Below are 19,343 nucleotides of genomic sequence, written 5' to 3' on the forward strand. Positions count from 1 at the left end.
GCTCAGACGCTCCCGCTGTCGAGCATCGCCATGATCTCGTCCTTGATCTGCAGGCGGCGGCGCTTGAGCTCCTCCTCCACTTCCTCGGGCTTCGGCTCCACCCGCGTCTCGATGCGATGAATGGTGCGGTTCAGCTCGTTGTACTCGTCGTAGAGCCGCGCGAAGTGGTTGTTGCTCGTCTTGAGCTGGTGAATCCGATCGACCTTGTCCGGAAAATCCTCGGTGAGGTCGTTGGGAGCGTTGCTCATCGCCTGCCGTCTCCTTGGTTGATGATCCTTGGCTGATCGTCCTGTCCCGACGACAACGCCACCGCCTCTTTTTTCGTTTCATGTTCGCGAAGGATGGATCATGGCATCCGATTTCCATGAGGTGCGCTTTCCTCTCGACGTCAGTCTGGGGAGCCGGGGAGGACCCGCGCGGCGCACCGACATCGTCACGCTCGCCTCCGGTCGCGAGCACCGCAACAGCCGCTGGGCTTCCTCCCGCCGCCGCTACGATGCGGGGCTTGGGGTGAGGACGGTCGATTCCCTGCATGCGGTCATCGCCTTCTTCGAGGAAAGGCGCGGCAGGCTTTACGGATTCCGCTTCCGCGACCGGATGGACTGGCGCTCCGGCCCGCCCTCCGCGGAGCCGACGCCCCTCGACCAGCGCATCGGCGCCGGCGACGGGACGGCCCTGACCTTCCAGCTCGTGAAGACCTACGGCTCCGCTTTCGCTCCTTACGTCAGAACCATCGCCAAGCCTGTCGGCGGGTCCGTGCGGGTGGCCGTCGACGGCGTCGAGCAGGAGGTGGGATTGGCCTTCAACTGCGATCCGGCGACGGGTCTCGTGGCCTTCGTCACGCCACCTCCCGCTGGAGCCGTAATCACGGCTGGCTACGGCTTCGACGTGCCCGTGCGCTTCGACACGGACGAGCTCGACATCGATCTCTCGGCTTTCGAGGCGGGCGCCATTCCGCAGATCCCGCTGATCGAGATCGTTCCTTGAATCGGTTTCCCGTCATGGTCGTCTCTCATTCGTCATGGCCGCACTTGTTGCGGCGATCCACGTCGTCAGGAGCGGCTGCACCATCAAGGCGTGGATCCCCGGCACAAGGCCGGAGATGACGCAGGGGGTTCTACCAATCCTCATCCGGAGGAAACTCGTCATGCGCAGCATCCCTTCCAGCCTCGCCGCCCACATGGCGGGCGGGGCGACCAGTCTTTGTCATTGCTGGAAACTTATCCGCCGCGACGGCAGGAGCTTCGGCTTCACCGATCACGACCGCGATCTCGCCTTCGGCGGAACCCTCTTCGCCGCCCGCTCTGGCCTGGAGGCCGCGGAGGCCTCCGCCGAACTCGGCTTCGCGGTCGGCGGAGGCGAAGTCTCCGGGGCGCTCATGTCCGCCGGTCTCACCGAGGACGACATCGCGTCGGGCTTCTACGACGACGCGAGCGTGGAGACCTGGCTCGTGAACTGGAGCAACGTCGCGGAGCGCCTGCTCCTCGACATCGGCTCCATCGGCGAGATCAGGCGTGCGGATGGCAGCTTCATCGCCGAGGTGAGGGGGGCCATGCACCGCTACGACGAGGAGCGCGGGCGGCTGTTCCGCGCCACCTGCTCGGCGGATCTGGGCGATGCCCGATGCGGTGTGAACCTCGCCTCGTCGAGCCATTCCGGTACAGGCACCGTCACGCGCACGGACGGGTTTCTCGGGATCGTGGCTTCCGGAATCGGCTTTGCCGACGGCTGGTGCACGGGAGGCCGGCTCACCTGGACGGGCGGCGACAATGCGGGCGTCTCCGTCGAGATCAAGGTGCATCGTGCCATCAACGGAACGGACGAATTCGACCTGTGGCAGCGCGCGCCGCAGACCATCGAGGCGGGCGACACTTTCCACGTCACGGCAGGCTGCGACAAGACCCATGCCACGTGTCGCAGAAAGTTCGACAATGTCGCGAACTTTCGCGGCTTTCCCCACATGCCCGGCAACGATTTCATCATCCGCATGCCGCAGCAGGGCGAGCCCGGCCTCGACGGCGGGAGCCTGTTCAGGTGAGGGACGGTTCCACGCATCCCTCCTCGCACTGTCATGGCCGCTCCCGGACTCGATCCCGGAAGCAGTCCCGGCCATCCCGATCGAAAGAGCGCTGCGCGCGATGCCATCGAGATCACCGGCACAGAGCCGGTGATGACGAGGTGGGGCTGCGGCGACGAGGTAGGGGATGACGGGGCGCATTCGCGAAACCTCCGACTTGTGAAACCATGCCCACATCCCAGATCATCATCGCCGAAGCGCGTTCCTGGATCGGCACGCCCTATCGACATCAAGCCTCCCTCAAGGGGATCGGCTGCGACTGCCTCGGGCTTTTGCGGGGCGTCTGGCGCAACGTGATGGGTGCCGAGCCGGAGCTGCCGCCGCCTTACTCGCCCGACTGGGCGGAGGCGGGAGCCGATACGCTCGTTATGGCGGCGCGGCGCCATCTCGTCGAGATCGGCGTTGCCGCGTTCGAGCCGGGCGACGTGCTGCTCTTTCGCTGGCGCGATGCACTTCCGGCGAAACACTGCGCCATCGCGACCTCGGCCGACACCATGATCCACGCCCATGACGGCGCCTCGGTGGCGGAGGTCGCCTTCGCGCCCTGGTGGCGGCGCCATCTCGCCTATGCCTTTCGGTTTCCGGAATCCTGACCATGGCAACACTCGTTCTTCAAACCGTCGGCTCCGTCGTGGGCGGCATGGTCGCCGGGCCGCTCGGCGCGATGGCGGGCCGTGCCCTCGGCGGGCTGGCAGGCGCCGCCATCGACAATGCACTGTTCGGCGGCGGCGATACCAAATACGTGGAAGGTCCGCGCCTCAAGGAGATCGACGGCCTCACCTCGACGGAAGGAGCCGCCATCCCGCGTGTCTACGGTCGCGCGCGGATCGGCGGCCAGCTCATCTGGGCGACGCGCTTCGAGGAGGTGGTGAACACCACGAGCGAACGGTCGGGCGCCCAGGGCGGCAAGGGCATGAGCGGCCCGAAGACGGTGACCACGACCTATTCGTATTTCGCCAATCTCGCGATCGGGCTTTGCGAGGGGCCCATCGCCCTCGTCCGCCGCGTGTGGGCGGACGGGCGCGAGATCGATCTGTCCGCCATCACCATCCGGGTGCATCGCGGATCGGAGGCGCAAGGCGCCGATCCGCTCATCGTGGCGAAAGAGGGCGCGGGTTTCGCGCCGGCCTATCGCGGGCTTGCCTATGTGGTCTTCGAGCGTCTGCCGCTGGAGGATTTCGGAAACCGCGTCCCGCAATTCTCCTTCGAGGTGGTGCGGCCGGTGGACGGCCTCAATCGGATGATCCGCGCCGTCTGCCTGATCCCGGGCGCGAGCGAGTTCGGCTACGATACGCTGCCCGTCGCGCAGGTTCTCGATCTCGGCAAGACGCGACCTGAGAACCGTCACCAGTTGCGGCGCAGGACCGACATTCTCGCATCCCTCGACGCCCTGGAGGCCCTGTGTCCGAATCTGAGGCGCGTTTCCCTCGTCGTCAGCTGGTTCGGCACGGATCTCAGAGCCGATTCCTGCCGGATCGAGCCGCGTGTGGATGTCGGGAGCAAGACCACCGACGGCGACACCTGGTCGGTCGGAAGCGTGACACGCGAGTCGGCGAACGCCGTCTCATGGGTCGACGGCGCGCCGGCCTACGGAGGAACGCCTTCGGACGCCTCCGTCATGCGCCTGATCCGGCACCTGAAGGATCGGGGACTGGAGGTCGTTCTCTATCCCTTCGTGATGATGGATATTCCCCAAGGGAACGCATTGCCCGATCCCTACGGAGGCACGGGCCAGCCGCCCTATCCCTGGCGCGGGCGCATCACGTGCAACCCGGCTCCCGGACGGCCCGGCTCCGTCGATGGCACGAGCGCCGCGACGGCGCAGATCGACCAATGGTTCAACCGGCCGGACGGGTACGACGCCTTCATCCTGCATCACGCTCGACTGGCCCAAGCCGCCGGAGGCGTGGACGGCTTCGTTCTCGGCAGCGAATTCGTGGGGCTGACGCGCGTGCGTTCCTCACCGGGAAACTACCCGGCCGTGAACGGCTTCAAGTCGCTCGTCGTGCAGATCCGCAGCATCCTCGGGCCGGGCACCAAGCTCGTTTACGCAGCCGACTGGACGGAATATGGGGCGCATGTCCTCGATGGCGGATCCGAAATCCGTTTCCCCCTCGATCCGCTCTTCGGCGATCCGGGGATCGACGCGGTCGGGATCGACTATTATCCGCCCCTTTCCGACTGGCGCGACAGCCCCGATCACGCGGATCTGGCCGAGGCGCGCAGCATCTACGATACCGATTATCTGCGCAGGCGGCTCGGCGGCGGCGAAGCGTTCGACTGGTATTATGCCAGCCCATCCGACCGGGCGGCGCAGAGACGCACGCCCATCACCGACGGCGCCTACGACAAGCCCTGGCTGTACCGCCCCAAGGATCTGGTGTCCTGGTGGTCGAACCCGCATGTGGAGAGGCACGACGGCATCGAAATCGCCGCGACCGAATGGGTGCCGAAGTCGAAGCCGATCTGGCTGACGGAGATCGGGATTCCGGCCGTCGACAAGGGTCCCAACGGACCCAACGTCTTTCCCGATCCGAAATCCTCGGAATCCGCCTATCCTCCGTTCTCGCGGGGCGTGCGGGACGACCTCGTTCAGGCCCGCGCCCTGGAGGCGATCCTCTCCCGGTTCGATCCGGCGCAGCGCGGCTTCTCGTCCGCCTACAATCCCGTCTCTCCCCTCTATGGCGGGCGCATGGTCGACCCGGCGAACGTCTGCGTCTGGGCATGGGATGCGCGGCCCTTCCCCGCCTTTCCCGATTTCACGACCGTCTGGAGCGATGGCCCGAATTGGGAGACCGGCCACTGGATCACCGGGCGGATCGAGGGCGCGCCGCTCGACCGCCTGATCGCGTCCATTCTCAAGGATTTCGGCTTCGCCGATCCCGGAGCGATTCCGGTCGACGGCTTCGTCGACGGCTATGTGGTCGACCGACCCATGTCGGCGCGAGCGGCGCTCGAGCCGCTCATGCGCCTGTTCGGCGTCGATGCCGTGGCCAGCGGCGGCAAAATTGCCTGGAAAGGGCGCGGCGGGCGGTTGGTGATCGCGCTCACGACGGACGATCTCGTGATGAAGGAGGGCGAGCCCTCGCTCAGGCTCACGCGTTCCCAGGAGACGGAACTGCCTCGGCAGGTGGAGATCGGCTATACGGAAAGCGACCTCGACTATCGCCGCGCGGCCGTGGCCTCCCGCCGCCTGTCCGGATCGAGCCGGCGGGAAGCGCGCACCGATTGCGCCGTTGTCACGAGGCGGGCGGAAGCGCAGCGCCTTGCCGACGCCTGGCTGCAGGACCTTTGGGCGGGACGGGAAGGGGCGGAGTTCGACCTATCGTCCCGGCGGGTCGATCTGGATCCCGGAGACGTGATTTCTCTTCCGACCGATGCGGGCCCGAAACTGCATCGCGTGGTGCGGGTCTCCGACGGCGCGACGCGCCGGGTGAGCACGAGGGCCGTGGAGCCCGCCGTCTTCGAGAGGCCGGGCTCCACGGTTGAAAGGCCGCCGCGCCGCCCGCCGCCCATTCCCGGCAAGCCGCAGGTGGTCGTCCTCGATCTGCCTGCCACCCTCGGCGATCCCGAGCCGCTGCAATACATCGCCGTCGCCGCCGATCCGTGGCCCGGCGCGGTGACGATTTGGCGGTCGGGCAACGGCGCGAGCTTCAATCCGCACCGGATCATCACCCTGTCCGCCGTGATCGGGCGGACGAGGACGGCGCTTCCCGCAGGGCCGTTGTGGCGGTGGGATCCGACGGCGGTTATCGATGTGGAGATCTCCTCCGGCTTCATCGGCTCCCTCGATGACGAGGCGGCACTGGCCGGCGGCAATCTGTTCGCTGTCAGAGGGGTGAATGGCCGTTGGGAAATCGTCTCGGCGGCCCGGGCCGAGATGATCGGAGAGCGGATCTTCCGTCTGTCCCGTTTTCTGCGCGGGCTCGCCGGAACGGAGCCGGAAGCCGGACGCGTCGTACCGGAAGGGGCTCTCGTCGTCCGCCTCGACGAGGCGATTCTTCCTCTGACCGCCGACCTGGCGGATCTGGGGCAAAGCTGGCGCTACAGGATCGGCCCGTCGGGGCGCGACCATGCCGATCCGGCGATGGTCGAGGTTACGGCGATCGTCGGGCGCGAAGCCCTCAAGCCTTTCAGTCCGGTTCACGCGACCCTGCGCCGCGAAGCGGGTGGAGTGCGCATCGCCTGGGTCCGCCGCACACGTCGCAACGGGGACGGATGGGGAGCGCTCGACGTTCCGCTCGCTGAGGGTGCGGAGCACTATGAAATCGACATCCTGGCAGCGGGCGAGGTCGTTCGCACCCTCGCAAGCCCGCAATCCTTCGTGCTGTATCCCACCGCGCAGGAGCTGGAGGATTTCGGCGCACCGCAAACAGAGCTCAGTCTTCGCATCGTGCAGATCAGCGCAGTCGCGGGAAGAGGATTCGAGCGAAGCGTCACGTTGCCGGTGATGGTGTGAGGCAGGACGATGACGCTTCTTCTTGCCATGGCCGTCCCCGGACTTGATCCGGGATCAGCCCGGCCATCCCGAATCCGAAAAGCGCGGCGCCTCGCACCGCCGGGATCACCGGCCCAAGGACGGGGATGACGTGAGAGGGTGAAACGACGACGGGGCTGGGCAAGGTCGCGGCGTCTCAAGACGCCTTCTTAGAACAACGATTTTTCATCTTCATGTCACGGAAAGCCGATCAATGAGCATAACGCCGCACTTGGCGCTGCCGCTGCTTGCCGCAGCGCAGGCGCAAAAGCACGTCACCCACAACGAAGCCCTGTCGTCCCTGGACGCCCTCGTTCATCTCTCTGTGCTGGAGCGGGAGCGCGCGGCTCCTCCCGCGACGCCTGCCGAGGGGGACCGCTATCTCGTCGGACCCGGCGGGACGGGCGCTTTCGCCGGGCACGAGCGCGAGATTGCCCTCTTCGACCTGGGAGCGTGGCGTTTCCTTTCGCCGCGACCCGGCTGGCGAGCCTATGTCGAAGCGGAGAGCGTCGTCGTCGTGTTCGACGGCGAGCAGTGGCGCGATCTGGGCCATTATTGCCGGATTCTCGACAATCTGGACCGCCTCGGAATCGGAACTGCGCCCGACGATCTCAATCGCCTCTCGGCGAAGCTCAACGCTGCTCTGTTCTCTGCCCTGAATACGGAGGAGGGCGGAACGGGGGATCTGCGCTTCGTTCTCAACAAGGCCGGGATGGGCAATGTCCTTTCGCAGCTTTATCAGCGCGGCTTCAGCGGCCGCGCGGAGACGGGCCTCATCGGAAATGACGATTTCACCATCCGCGTCTCGTCCGACGGAGCGGAATGGATCGACGCGCTGGTCCTCGATGGCGGGACCGGTACCGCCACCTTCCCGCAGGGGCTCTCGAACGTGCCGCGAGCCAATCTGCTCATCAATGCCTCGTTTTGCGTGAACCAGCGCGGCTTCGCCGGCGGGGCTCTCGCGGAAGGCGCTTACGGCTTCGACCGCTGGAAGGCAGGCCCCGGGGGGTGCACGCTCACGCGCGCGGCGGACGGAACGATGGTCTTGACGGGAGCTCTCGAACAGATCGTCGAGGTGGCGCATGCCTCCGCGATTGCCGGAACCGCCGATCTCGCCGGTGCCGCCCTGACCCTTTCGGTGGAGGATCCATCCGAGCCGATCCCGGTCCTGATCGGCACCAGGGCGGCGACGATCCCGGCCGGGGCAGGTCGTTGCTCCGTGTCCGTCGTGCTCGGCGAGACCGAAACGGGGCACCTCCCGATCCGGCTCGATGCCGCGGCCGAGTGCTCCTTCAAGAACGTGAAGCTGGAGCTCGGATCTCACGCGACGCCATGGAGGGGAGAGCCGCTCGACCGCGAGGAATTTCATTGCAGGCGCTATTATCAGCCCCTGCCCCTCAGCGGCTCGTCGCCCATGCTCCTCGGGACTCTCGGCCAGCGGGTCTCGGTAAATCTGATCGATATTCCCTTGGTTCTGCCGACCCGGATGCGTGCCAACCCGGCTTTGGTCACGAGCGGCGCCGTCTGGACCGGTGGCGTGCCGAGCGGCAACCAGCTCGCCTTCTTCAGCAACAACAACGGATCCTGGGTGACAACCTCCGGAATGGTACAGGTGACGACCGTCGTGCCGGCGAGCGCCTCCGCCGTGACGCTGAGACTGCAGTCCATGGCATCGTTTTCCGGTACGGCCGGGTCCGTCGGCCACCTCTACCTCGGCGACGCCGCTGTCCTGGCTCTGCAGGCGGAGCTCTGAACAATGGCGGCCCGCACGCCCGCACCGTTCGAAGAGGCGCTCGCATTCGTTCTGCGGCAGGAGGGCGGTTTCTCGCGACACCCTCGGGATCCCGGCGGGGCCACGAATCACGGGATCACGCTCGAAACCCTGTCCCGCGCGAGGGGATACCCGGTTTCTGTCGGGGACATCCGTGCCCTCACGGCGGAAGAGGCGGCGGCCATCTACCGTCGCTTCTACTGGGAGGCCGTTCGCGCCGAAGAGCTCCCGCGGGGGCTCGATCTTGCGCTCTTCGACCTTGCCGTCAATTCGGGCCCGATGCGCGCGATCATGCTGCTGCAGAAGGTTCTCGGGGTAGTGGCCGACGGGCTGATCGGTCCCGTCACCCTCGAGGCGGCCCGCCGCATGGACGCCGTCGAAGCCATCCGTGGCCTGACCCGCGAACGCCTCGGGTTTCTTTCCCGTCTCGCCATCTGGCCCGTCTTCGGAGGCGGGTGGCGCAGGCGGGTTCTCGACGTCGAGCAGGAGGCCATCCGGCTCGCGTCCTCATCGCCCCCTCTCCAAGGAATGTCTGACATGATGGATACCAAAACCATTCTCGCGAGCCGTACGGTCTGGGCCAATCTGATCGGCCTGACCGCCGTGATCCTCGGCCTGTTCGGCTTCGATTCCTCTGTCCTCACCGGCAGCGCCTTCCAGGAGGCCCTCGTCCAGTTCATCGCGGCGGCCAGCTTTATCGCCTCCACGGTCTTCCGGATCCTGGCCACCAGGCGGATCGAGAGCTAGATTGGACATTCAGGGTTCGTTCAGTGCTGCAAAGGCATAAGGCGCCCATGCGTCTGCTATGGCTGATCATCGCGATGGGGGGAATGATGGGGGTTGCGTCCGCGCAAAGCGGGACGGCGGCCCTCAAGAATTGCTTGCCGCCCCGGGAAATGCAGGAGGCCGTGGCCTCCAAGGGTGTCGTCGCGCCAGCCTCCGCTGTCATGACGGCCCGCCGCCAGGTCCCAAACGCGGATGTGGTGCGGGCCAGCCTTTGCCGCAGCAGCAATTCCCTGGTTTATGTGATCATGGCCTTGCAAAAGGACGGGCGCATCGTTCAAGTGACGATCGACGGCTCGTCCGGCCGGGTCAAATCGGTCCATTGAAAAGAAAGCCCGAAACGTGCGCCTTCTCGTTGTCGAGGATGACAAGACCCTCAATAAACAGATCGTGACCGCCCTCGAACAGGCGGGTTACGCGGTCGATGCGGCTTTCGATGGCGAGGAGGGGCAGTTCCTCGGGGATACCGAGCCTTACGATGCCATCATTCTCGATCTCGGCCTGCCGAAGGTGGACGGCGTTTCCGTCCTGACCGCTTGGCGGCGGGAGGGCAGGAAGACGCCGGTGATCATCCTGACGGCCCGTGATCGCTGGAGCGACAAGGTTCAGGGTTTCGATGCCGGGGCCGACGACTACGTGACCAAGCCGTTCCATATAGAGGAGCTGCTGGCGCGCGTCCGCGCCCTGCTGCGCCGCGCCACGGGACACGCCACGAGCGAGATCGCCTGCGGCCCGGTGAAGCTCGACACCCGCTCGGGCCGGGTGGCGGTGGACGGCAACCCCGTGAAGCTGACCTCGCACGAATACCGGCTCCTCTCCTATCTCATGCATCATACCGGCCGCATCGTCTCGCGCGGCGAGCTGACGGAACATCTCTACGACCAGGACTTCGACCGTGACTCGAACACGATCGAAGTCTTCATCGGTCGCCTGCGCAAGAAGCTCGGCGTGGATATCATCCAGACCGTCCGCGGCCTGGGCTATCTCCTCGACGCGGGCCACACCCATCAGAAATCGTGAGCGGCTTCCGCCCGATCCTGACACGCCTCTCGAGCCGGCCCATCGCGGTCCGGCTCGCAGTCTCCTCTGTCTTCTGGAGCTTCGCGATCCTGCTCGTCGCGGGCCTCATCCTGCAGACGCTGTACCGCGACAACACGGAGCGGGCCTTCGACCAGCGCCTTCTCGTCTACGCGAACACCCTGGCCTCCAATCTGGTGGCTCCGGGGGATCCGGATCGGGACCTCGGCCCCATCGGCGATCCGCGCTTCGAGCTTCCCCTGTCCGGCTGGTACTGGCAGGTGGCACGCCCCAATGCGAAGCCCGGCGAGATCCGCTCCTCGAAGTCGCTCTTCGGCGGGCAGATCCCGAGCCTCGCCGCGGGATCCGACAACCGGTTCGGTCAGATCCGCCGCGGTTACGGCAAGGCGCCTGACGAGCGCAACCTTCGCATTATCGAGCGCGACATCGATCTGGGCGAGGATGGCCGCTACATCATTCGAGTCGCAGGCCCAGCGGACGAGATCGACGCCGGAGTCCGCGACTTTCTCTTTGCGCTGACGGTCACGTTTGCGTTACTCGGCCTGGCCCTCGGCTTTTCCACTCTTCTGCAGATCCGCTTCGGCTTGCGGCCGCTGGCCAATCTGCGCAGCGCCCTCGGGGCCATCCGGCGCGGCGAGTCGGAAAGAATCGTCGGCGAATATCCCCGGGACATTTCACCGCTCGCGAGCGAGCTGAATCTTCTTTTGGACACGAACAGGGAAATCCTGGAGCGGGCCCGCACCCAGGTCGGTAATCTGGCTCATGCCCTCAAGACGCCTCTCAGCATCATCATGAACGAAGCGGAGAATGCCCCCGAAGAGGTTGCGGCCCGTGTGCGCGAGCAGGCGACCCTGATGCGCGATCAGGTGAACTATTACCTGGACCGCGCCCGCGCGGCGGCCCTCGCCGGAACCCTGGGCACGCTCACGGATGTGGAGCCCGTGATCGCGGGTTTGGCCCGCACCTTCGCCAAGATCTATCGCGACAAGGAGCTGGCGGTGGAACTCGCGATCCCGCGCGACCTGCGGTTCAGGGGCGAGCGACAGGATCTCGAGGAGATGGCCGGCAACCTGATCGACAATGCCGCCAAATGGGCCGCCCGGAAGATCGAGATTTCCGTCGAGATTGTCCGCGAAGACGATCGTCCGCGCTTCCGCCTTATCATCGACGATGACGGCCCGGGCCTTCCGGAGGCGGCGAGGGCCGAGGTCCTCAAGCGCGGTCGCCGCCTCGACGAGACGAAGCCCGGATCCGGCCTGGGGCTGTCCATCGTCAGCGATCTTGCCGCCCTCTACAGAGGCTCGCTCAAGCTCGAAGCGGCGCCCCTCGGCGGTCTTCGAGCCGTGCTCGAGCTCCCAGGGGACAGAGGCTAAACCTATGTATTTTTACGCGTGACACCGTGCCACCGTCGTGCTTGACGGGGACTCGGAGTAATTGAGGTTTCATGGTGATCTGGATCATACTCTTGCTGATGACGGCGGCAGCCGTGATGGCGGTTCTCTGGCCGCTGTCGCGCCACCGTGCCCTCACAGCGGAGCAACTGGACCCGGATACGCAGTTCTATCGGGAGCAGATCGCCGAGATCGAGCGGGATCGCGAGCGCGGCGTGCTTTTGGCCAGCGAGGCCGAAGCCGCCAAGGTCGAGGCCGGGCGGCGTCTTCTGCGTTCGACCGGCATGACGGCAGATACCTTCGCCGCCCTGGGCGAACCGGCCTTGCGCCGCCGCAGGGCAGCCTCGGCGCTGGCCCTTTCGGTAATCCCCATCATCGCTCTCGCTCTGTACGGTGCTTACGGCTCGCCGCAACTCCTGACACATCCGCCCAAAGAGCAGGCGGAGGGCCAGCGGGGCAGCCTCGATCTGATGACCGCCGTCTCGCAGATCGAGGCTCACCTTGCTCAGAACCCCCAGGATGGCCGGGGGTGGGAAGTGGTGGCCCCGGTCTATATCCGCATGGGCCGGATCGAGGATGCGGTGAAGGCTTACGAGGCGGCGGTCCGCTATCTCGGCCCCAGCCCGGACCGGTTGGCGAATTACGGTGAGGTCATGGTGCTCGCCAAGGACGGGCTGGTGTCTTCGGAGGCTCAGAGGGTTTTCGAGCAGGCGGTCGCACTGGACAGCACCTCGCCGAAGGCCCGCTACTACTTGGCCGTCGCCGCCGAGCAGGACGGGCAGTTCGACAAGGCCAAGCGGGCTTACGGCGAGCTTCTGGCTGCGTCGCCGGAAGGCGCGCCTTGGGCGAATGTGGTGAGGCAGCGCCTGGAGGGCCTTGGCGCCGAGCAGTCCGTTGCCGGCGCGCAGGAGAATGCTCCTCAGCTAGGGGCCGACGACATAGCCCGCATGGTGTCAGGATTGGCGGAGCGTCTCGAGACCCGGGGTGGATCTCCTGACGAATGGGCGCGCCTGATCCGCTCCTATGCGGTTCTCGGTCAGCGCGACAAGGCCAAGGCCGCCGTCGAGCGCGCGCGGCAGGTCCTGGCGCAGGACGATGACGGGGTGAGGACCATCGACGCGATGGCGCGCGAAATGAAACTGATTGACGCGGGACCATGACCAGAAAGCAAAGACGTCTGACCCTGATCGGCTTCGCAGGAGCCATCCTCGCGATTGCGCTCGGTCTTGTTCTTTACGCCATGAACGACACGATCGTGTTCTTCAATTCCCCGGCGGATATCCAGGCAAAGAACGTGCCGCCGGGCACGCGCATTCGCCTGGGCGGTCTCGTAAAGGAAGGATCCATCCAGCGGGGCGACGATCAGCAGATCACCTTCGAGGTGATGGATGCCCAAAGCGAGATCCGGGTACACTACCAGGGTCTGCTGCCCGATCTGTTCCGTGAAGGGCAGGGTGTCGTGGCCGAGGGCGTGCTGGAAAGCGCGACCGTGTTCCGGGCCGATTCCGTGCTGGCCAAACATGACGAGAACTATATGCCGCGCGAGGTGGCCGATACCCTGAAGAAGCAGGGGCATTGGCAGGGCGAGGCCAACGCCGCGCCGAAAACGCAGTAACGAGGGAGAGCCTGGTGTTCGTCGAGGCTGGACATTTCGCGCTTGCGCTTGCGCTCGGGTTGTCTCTGATCCAATTCGTCGTGCCGCTCTGGGGCGCGCGCGCCAACGATCCGGTCCTGATGTCGGTGGGGCGTGCGACGAGCCTGGCTGTCTTCGTCTGTATTGCCTTCTCCTTTCTGGCGCTGACCGTCGCCTATGTGACCTCCGATTTCTCGGTGGTGAACGTGGTCGCGAACTCGCATTCGGCGAAGCCGCTCATCTACAAGATCTCGGGCGTATGGGGTAACCATGAGGGTTCCATGCTGCTGTGGGTGTTGATCCTCGCGCTGTTCGGGGCGGTCGTGGCTCTCGCCAGGAACAGCATTCCCCTGCGCCTGCAGGCCAACACGCTGGCCATGCAGGGAGCGATCACCATTGCCTTCCTGCTCTTCATCCTGCTCACGTCCAATCCGTTCACGCGAAGCGTCCCGGCTCCCGCCGAGGGGCAGGATCTGAACCCGCTGCTGCAGGATCCCGGCCTCGCAATCCACCCGCCGCTTCTTTACATCGGCTATGTTGGCTTCTCGGTTTCGTTCGCCTTCGCCATCGCGGCGCTGATCGACGGACGGATCGATGCCGTGTGGGCACGCATCGTCCGTCCCTGGACCCTGGGCGCATGGGCCTTTCTGACGCTCGGCATCGCCATGGGTTCGTACTGGGCCTATTACGAACTCGGCTGGGGCGGCTGGTGGTTCTGGGACCCGGTGGAAAATGCCTCGCTCATGCCGTGGCTCGCTGGCACGGCGCTTCTCCATTCGACGGTCGTGATGGAAAAGCGCGATGCCCTGAAGGTCTGGACAATCCTTCTGGCGATCCTCACCTTTTCCCTGTCTCTGCTCGGCACATTCCTCGTGCGCTCGGGCGTGCTGACCTCCGTACATTCCTTTGCGGTCGATCCTGAGCGCGGCACCTTCATCCTCGGCATTCTCATCCTTATCATCGGCGGCTCCCTTGCGCTCTTCGCCTGGCGGGCGCCCCTGCTCAAGCAGGGTGGCCTGTTCGCCCCCGTCTCGCGCGAAGGCGCGCTCGTGGTGAACAACCTGTTCCTGGCGACCGCCTGCGCGACGGTTCTGATCGGCACGCTCTATCCGCTGGCGCTGGAGGTCCTGACCGGCGAGAAGATTTCCGTCGGCGCGCCGTTCTTCAATTTCACCTTCCTGCCGCTGATCGTTCCGCTGCTGCTGCTCCTGCCGCTCGGCCAGACGCTCGCCTGGAAGCGCGGCAATTTTCTCGGCACCGCGCAGCGCCTCTACGCGGTGTTCGGCGTCTCGCTGATCGCGACGATGGCGCTGTTCGCCTTCGAGTATGGCGGTCCAGTCGCGGCGCCTCTCGGGATCGGCCTCGGCGTCTATCTGGTGCTCGGCTCGCTCAACGAGATCGTGACGCGCTCCTGGTCCAGGGGAACGCCCCTGTCCGTGGCCTGGCGCAGGGCCGCCAACCTGCCGCGCTCCACCTGGGGAGCGGTGCTGGCCCATGCGGGCGTGGGCCTGACGGTCATCGGCATCGCGGCCACCGCCTGGGGCGTCGAAGGGCTCGCAACGATCAGGTCCGGCGAACGCGTCAAGGCGGGTGACTATGAAGCGCGGCTTGAGCGCGTCATGCCTCGCATCGAAGCCAATTACCGGGAGGACGTGGCGGTCTTCACCATCTTCCGGCAGGGGCAGGAGCTCGGTTCGCTGGAGAGCATGAAACGCCTCTACGTGACGCGCGGCATGCCGACGACGGAAGCCGGCATCATGACCGTCGGCCTCGGTCAGGTCTATGTCAGCCTGGGCGAAGTGGCGGCCGACGGCTCGGTGGGCGTGCGGCTCTACTACAAGCCTCTCGTGCTGCTGATCTGGATCGGTGCGCTGGTGATGGCCCTGGGCGGCGGCGTCTCCCTGATGGATCGGCGTCTGCGGATCGGCGCTCCGGCTCGGGCCAAGATGGCCCCGAGCGCGGCCGTGCCTGCGGAGTGAGCGATGCGGTTTGTTCTTGCCCTATTGACGTCTCTGGTTCTCACCGTGCCGACTTGGGCCGTACAGCCGGACGAGGTGCTGAAGGATCCCGCTCTGGAGAGGAGGGCGAGGGAGATCTCCTCGGGCCTGCGCTGCCTCGTCTGCCAGAACCAGTCCATCGACGATTCCGACGCGCAGCTCGCCAAGGATCTGAGGCTGCTGGTGCGCGAGCGGCTCGTGGCCGGCGACACCGACCAGCAGGTGCAGGACTTCCTGGTGCAGCGCTATGGCGAGTTCGTCCTCCTGAAGCCTACCTTCAGCGCCCACAATATGCTGCTGTGGCTCACCCCGATCCTCGTTCTGGTCATGGGCGGCATCGGAGCCTATGCCGCCCTCAGGCGCCGCCCGCAGGCCGCGGAAGCCCTGAACGAGGAGGAGCGCAGAGTCCTCGAGGCGCTGCTCAAGCAGGACCGGTCGGCCTCCTGACCAAACCTTACCAACATTTCATCTGTGGGTGAGAGCGCCGTAACGCTGAAGTCCCCATCTTCCTCTCAACAGGAACCGGAAAAGGTTCTTTCAGGAGAGAGAGACGATATGATGAATAAGGCTTCCGCTTCCTTCCGCAAGCGTACCGCGAAATGGCTCGGCGCCGCAGCCGTTGCCGCCTTGATTGCCGGCGGTTCCGTCGGAACAGGCCTCGTTGCTCCCAATCCTGCCCATGCCGAGCTGCGTTCGATGTCGCAGCCGGTCCAGAACCTCCCGTCCTTCGCGGACGTGATCGAGCGGGTGAAGCCCGCCGTCGTGGCGGTGAAGGTCAAGGTTCAGAACGTGGCCAGCCGGGACGAGGGGCCGCAATTCTCGATGCCGGACCTGCCGCAGGGGCATCCGATGGAGCGCTTCTTCCGCCAGTTCCGCGACCAGTTCCCGGGCGAGCGCGGCGGCCGCGGCCACCGTCCCCGCCAGTTCGGTCAGTCTCTGGGATCCGGCTTCTTCATCTCGGCCGACGGCTATGTGGTGACCAATAATCATGTGGTCGACAATGCCTCCGAGGTGCAGGTGACCATGGACGACGGCAAGACCCTCGACGCCAAGGTCATTGGAACCGACCCCAAGACGGACCTCGCTCTGCTCAAGGTCGAAGGCAGTGATTTCCCCTATGTGCGCCTCGCGGGCCAGAAGGCCCGCATCGGCGACTGGGTGGTCGCCATCGGCAATCCGTTCGGGCTGGGCGGCACCGTGACGGCCGGCATCGTCTCGGCGCAGCACCGTGATATCGGAGCCGGGCCGTACGACGACTTCATCCAGATCGACGCCTCCGTGAACAAGGGCAATTCCGGTGGCCCGACCTTCAACCTCTCCGGCGAGGTCGTGGGCGTGAACACGGCGATCTTCTCGCCGTCGGGCGGCAATGTCGGCATCGCCTTCGCGATTCCGGCGAGCACGGTCGACCGGATCGTTACCGAACTGAAAGACAAGGGCAGCGTGACCCGCGGCTTCATCGGCGTCCAGATGCAGCCGGTGACCAAGGAAATCGCAGAGGCGATCGGCCTCAAGGAGGCCAAGGGCGCCCTCGTGGCCGAGGCGATCAAGGACGGGCCCGCCGCGAAGGCCGGCGTCCGGACGGGCGATACCATCATCGCGGTGGACGGCGAGCCGATCAACGAGGCCAAGGACCTTTCGCGCAAGGTCGCCCAGGTCGCGCCGGGCAAGACCCTCTCCCTCACGCTCTGGCGCGAGGGCAAGGAGCGGACCGTGACTCTGGAGGTCGCCAGTCAGCCGAAGGGCGTCTGATCTCTCGGCCAGGGCATCGGATCTGAAAGTGGAATCCACTTTCCGGACCGATCCGATGCCCCTTTTCCAGGCGGCACATCGCTCGGAGCGGAAAACCGGGTCCACTTTTCCGCACGATGCGCCAGGAGCAGGACACCAGGATCTTAAATGTTGATTGCCCCCGACACCTGGTGTCTTCTGCCCGCGGCAGACCGGTCCTCTCCCCCTCCGGGGCCGGTCTGCCGTCGGGCTTGGATTACGTTATAGATTGGCGATGCGGATTCTCATCATCGAGGACGACAAAGAGGCAGCCTCCTACCTCGTGAAGGCGTTTCGGGAGACGGGCCATGTGGCTGACCACGCCGCCGATGGGCTGGACGGCTACGCCATGGCCGAGGCGGGAGATTACGATGTGCTCGTGGTCGATCGTATGCTGCCGAAGCTCGATGGCCTCTCCCTCATACGCTCCCTGCGCGAGCAGAAGATCGAGACGCCGGTCCTCATTCTCTCCGCCCTCGGTCAGGTCGACGATCGGGTGAAGGGATTGAGGGCAGGCGGTGACGACTATCTGCCGAAGCCCTACGCCTTCTCCGAGCTTTTGGCCCGTGTCGAGGTGCTCTCGCGACGCCGCAGCTCCACTCCGAGCGCCGAGCCGACCGTCTATCGCGTCGCCGACCTCGAACTCGACCGTCTGTCCCACCGCGTGACGCGTTCGGGTCACGAGATCGTGCTGCAGCCTCGTGAGTTCAGGCTGCTCGAATACCTGATGAAGAACGCCAATAAGGTCGTCACGCGCACGATGCTGCTGGAGCACGTGTGGGATTACCACTTCGATCCCCAGACCAACGTGATCGACGTTCACGTTTCGCGCCTGCGTTCCAAGATCGACAAGGGCTTCGACAAGCCACTCATCCATACCATACGCGGAGCGGGCTACATGGTCCGGGTCGGTTCGGTGGAGGGTGAGGAATGAGCATGTGCGCATGACCGCCCTCGGCAAACTCTTCCGTACCACCGCATTCAAGCTATCCTTCGCGTATCTGGTTGTCTTCACGCTCTTCGCCTTCGTGACGCTGGGCTATGTCGCCTGGAGCGCCGAAAAGCTTCTCACCGATCAGTTCGTCTCGACCATCGAGTCGGAGATCAGCGGGTTGTCCCAGCAGTACAGGAATGGCGGCCTACGCCGTCTGGTGAACGTGGTCGAGCGGCGCTCCCGCATGCCGGGCGCCTCGCTCTATCTCGTCACCACCAGTGTCGGCGAGAGGGTCGTCGGCAATGTCGGAGCCTTGCCGCCCGGCGTGATCGATCGCGTGGGGCAGTTCGAGACGCTCTACAACCGCACGGACGAGACGGATACGAAGCCCAACATGGCCCTGGTGCGCGTTTACCTCCTGCCCGGCGGCTTCAGGCTGCTGGTCGGCCGCGACATCGAGGAACGCATCCGCCTGCGCGACGTCATCCACAAGGCCATTGGCTATTCCCTGTTGTTCATCGGCGTTCTGGGGTGCCTTGGCAGCTGGTTCATCGCGCGGCGGGTGCTCAAGCGCGTCGACGACATGACCGACATCACGCGCGATATCATGGCAGGCGACCTCGACGGGCGATTGAAGGTTGCCGGGACGGGTGACGAGCTCGACCGTCTCGCGCATAACCTCAACGACATGCTCGACCGCATCGGCGAGCTGATGCGCGGCATGCGCGAGGTCTCAGACAATATCGCTCACGACCTGAAGACCCCATTGACGCGCCTGCGCAACAAGGCCGACGAGGCTCTGCGGACCGCGAAGACCCAGGACGAGCTGAAGGCCGCGCTCGAAGCCACCATCGAGGAAAGCGACAATCTCATCCGCATCTTCAACGCCCTTCTCATGATCGCCCGGCTCGAAGCCGGCAACGCACGCGAGGCTCTGGCCGATTTCGATGCGGCGGAAGCGGTGAGGGACGTGGCCGAACTCTACGAGGCCGTGGCGGAGGAAGTCGGCGTCTCGCTCAACGTGTCCGTCGAGAGCGGGTTGCCCATCCACGGCAGCCGCGAATTGCTGGGCCAGGCCATGGCGAATCTCCTCGACAATGCCCTGAAATACGGTGCTGCCCCCGATGGCAGCGCGCAGACGATCACCGTATCGGCCCGGCGCGTCGGTCAGGAGGTGAGAATCGTCGTGGCGGATCGCGGCCCCGGCATTCCGGAGCAGGAGCGCAGCCATGTCCTGGAGCGTTTCGTGCGGCTGGAAACGGCCCGCTCGCGCCCGGGCTTCGGGCTCGGCCTCAGCCTTGCCGCCGCGGTGGCGCGACTGCACGAGGGGCGCCTCATGCTGGAGGACAATGCGCCCGGCCTGCGCGTCGTTCTGATCCTGCCTTTGAAGGAGGCTCCGGTTCCGCAGGCGGCCCTGCCGTCCGCGGCCTGAGCCCGAGGAAGGAGAGCGGTTCACTTTTCGGTTGCCTCTT

Annotated in this window: 17 protein-coding genes; 16 read left to right on the forward strand and 1 reads right to left on the reverse strand. The window is 65.6% G+C overall.

Features of this window, described 5'->3' with window-relative positions:
* Window positions 1-2 precede the first annotated feature (2 nt).
* Window positions 3-248, reverse strand: a complete 246-nt coding sequence (locus GR328_RS20705; RefSeq protein WP_160887217.1) for an HP1242/YdcH family protein — start codon at window positions 246-248, stop codon at window positions 3-5.
* Window positions 249-348: 100 nt separating this feature from the next.
* On the opposite strand from GR328_RS20705, the gene GR328_RS20710 reads away from it, so the two are divergent.
* From GR328_RS20710 to GR328_RS20785, 16 genes are all read left to right on the forward strand, one after another.
* Window positions 349-987, forward strand: coding sequence for a DUF2460 domain-containing protein (locus tag GR328_RS20710; protein WP_160887219.1), 639 nt, complete (start codon window positions 349-351; stop codon window positions 985-987).
* 160 nt (window positions 988-1,147) lie between these two features.
* A complete protein-coding gene (locus GR328_RS20715; RefSeq protein ID WP_160887221.1) occupies window positions 1,148-2,038 on the forward strand; it encodes a DUF2163 domain-containing protein in 891 nt (296 codons plus the stop codon).
* A 206-nt stretch (window positions 2,039-2,244) separates the two neighbouring features.
* The gene (locus GR328_RS20720; RefSeq protein WP_160887223.1) at window positions 2,245-2,670 is read left to right on the forward strand and encodes an NlpC/P60 family protein; all 426 of its coding nucleotides are present in this window, start codon (window positions 2,245-2,247) and stop codon (window positions 2,668-2,670) included.
* 2 nt (window positions 2,671-2,672) lie between these two features.
* Window positions 2,673-6,536: a baseplate multidomain protein megatron gene (locus tag GR328_RS20725; protein ID WP_160887225.1), complete on the forward strand. Its 3,864-nt coding sequence runs from the start codon at window positions 2,673-2,675 to the stop codon at window positions 6,534-6,536.
* 232 nt (window positions 6,537-6,768) lie between these two features.
* Window positions 6,769-8,307, forward strand: coding sequence for a DUF2793 domain-containing protein (locus tag GR328_RS20730; protein WP_160887227.1), 1,539 nt, complete (start codon window positions 6,769-6,771; stop codon window positions 8,305-8,307).
* A gap of 3 nt (window positions 8,308-8,310) precedes the next feature.
* Entirely contained in the window at window positions 8,311-9,072 is a 762-nt protein-coding gene (locus GR328_RS20735) for a glycoside hydrolase family 108 protein (RefSeq protein ID WP_160887229.1), read from the forward strand.
* A 47-nt stretch (window positions 9,073-9,119) separates the two neighbouring features.
* Window positions 9,120-9,434 carry a PepSY domain-containing protein gene (locus tag GR328_RS20740; protein ID WP_160887231.1) on the forward strand — a complete coding sequence of 105 codons (315 nt, stop codon included), beginning with the start codon at window positions 9,120-9,122 and terminating at the stop codon, window positions 9,432-9,434.
* 16 nt (window positions 9,435-9,450) lie between these two features.
* Window positions 9,451-10,128, forward strand: a complete 678-nt coding sequence (locus GR328_RS20745) for a response regulator (protein ID WP_160887233.1) — start codon at window positions 9,451-9,453, stop codon at window positions 10,126-10,128.
* Window positions 10,125-11,519 carry a sensor histidine kinase gene (locus tag GR328_RS20750; RefSeq protein ID WP_343039441.1) on the forward strand — a complete coding sequence of 465 codons (1,395 nt, stop codon included), beginning with the start codon at window positions 10,125-10,127 and terminating at the stop codon, window positions 11,517-11,519. The genes GR328_RS20745 and GR328_RS20750 overlap by 4 nt, the downstream gene beginning before the upstream one ends.
* A gap of 71 nt (window positions 11,520-11,590) precedes the next feature.
* Entirely contained in the window at window positions 11,591-12,697 is a 1,107-nt protein-coding gene (gene ccmI / locus GR328_RS20755; protein WP_160887235.1) for a c-type cytochrome biogenesis protein CcmI, read from the forward strand.
* Window positions 12,694-13,152 (forward strand): cytochrome c maturation protein CcmE, encoded by a 459-nt coding sequence (ccmE, locus tag GR328_RS20760; RefSeq protein WP_160887237.1) that lies wholly within the window; start codon window positions 12,694-12,696, stop codon window positions 13,150-13,152. The genes ccmI and ccmE overlap by 4 nt, the downstream gene beginning before the upstream one ends.
* 14 nt (window positions 13,153-13,166) lie before the next feature.
* Entirely contained in the window at window positions 13,167-15,149 is a 1,983-nt protein-coding gene (locus tag GR328_RS20765; protein ID WP_160887239.1) for a heme lyase CcmF/NrfE family subunit, read from the forward strand.
* A 3-nt stretch (window positions 15,150-15,152) separates the two neighbouring features.
* Window positions 15,153-15,614 (forward strand): cytochrome c-type biogenesis protein, encoded by a 462-nt coding sequence (locus tag GR328_RS20770; RefSeq protein WP_160887241.1) that lies wholly within the window; start codon window positions 15,153-15,155, stop codon window positions 15,612-15,614.
* A 111-nt stretch (window positions 15,615-15,725) separates the two neighbouring features.
* Window positions 15,726-16,919: a S1C family serine protease gene (locus tag GR328_RS20775; protein WP_425487059.1), complete on the forward strand. Its 1,194-nt coding sequence runs from the start codon at window positions 15,726-15,728 to the stop codon at window positions 16,917-16,919.
* Between the two features lie 253 nt (window positions 16,920-17,172).
* Window positions 17,173-17,871, forward strand: coding sequence for a winged helix-turn-helix domain-containing protein (locus GR328_RS20780; RefSeq protein WP_160887245.1), 699 nt, complete (start codon window positions 17,173-17,175; stop codon window positions 17,869-17,871).
* Window positions 17,872-17,881: 10 nt separating this feature from the next.
* Complete coding sequence (locus GR328_RS20785; RefSeq protein ID WP_160887247.1) at window positions 17,882-19,303, forward strand: ATP-binding protein; 1,422 nt, start codon at window positions 17,882-17,884, stop codon at window positions 19,301-19,303.
* Window positions 19,304-19,343 lie beyond the last annotated feature (40 nt).

The sequence above is a fragment of the Microvirga makkahensis genome, assembly GCF_009830105.1.
GTDB classification, from domain to species: domain Bacteria; phylum Pseudomonadota; class Alphaproteobacteria; order Rhizobiales; family Beijerinckiaceae; genus Microvirga; species Microvirga makkahensis.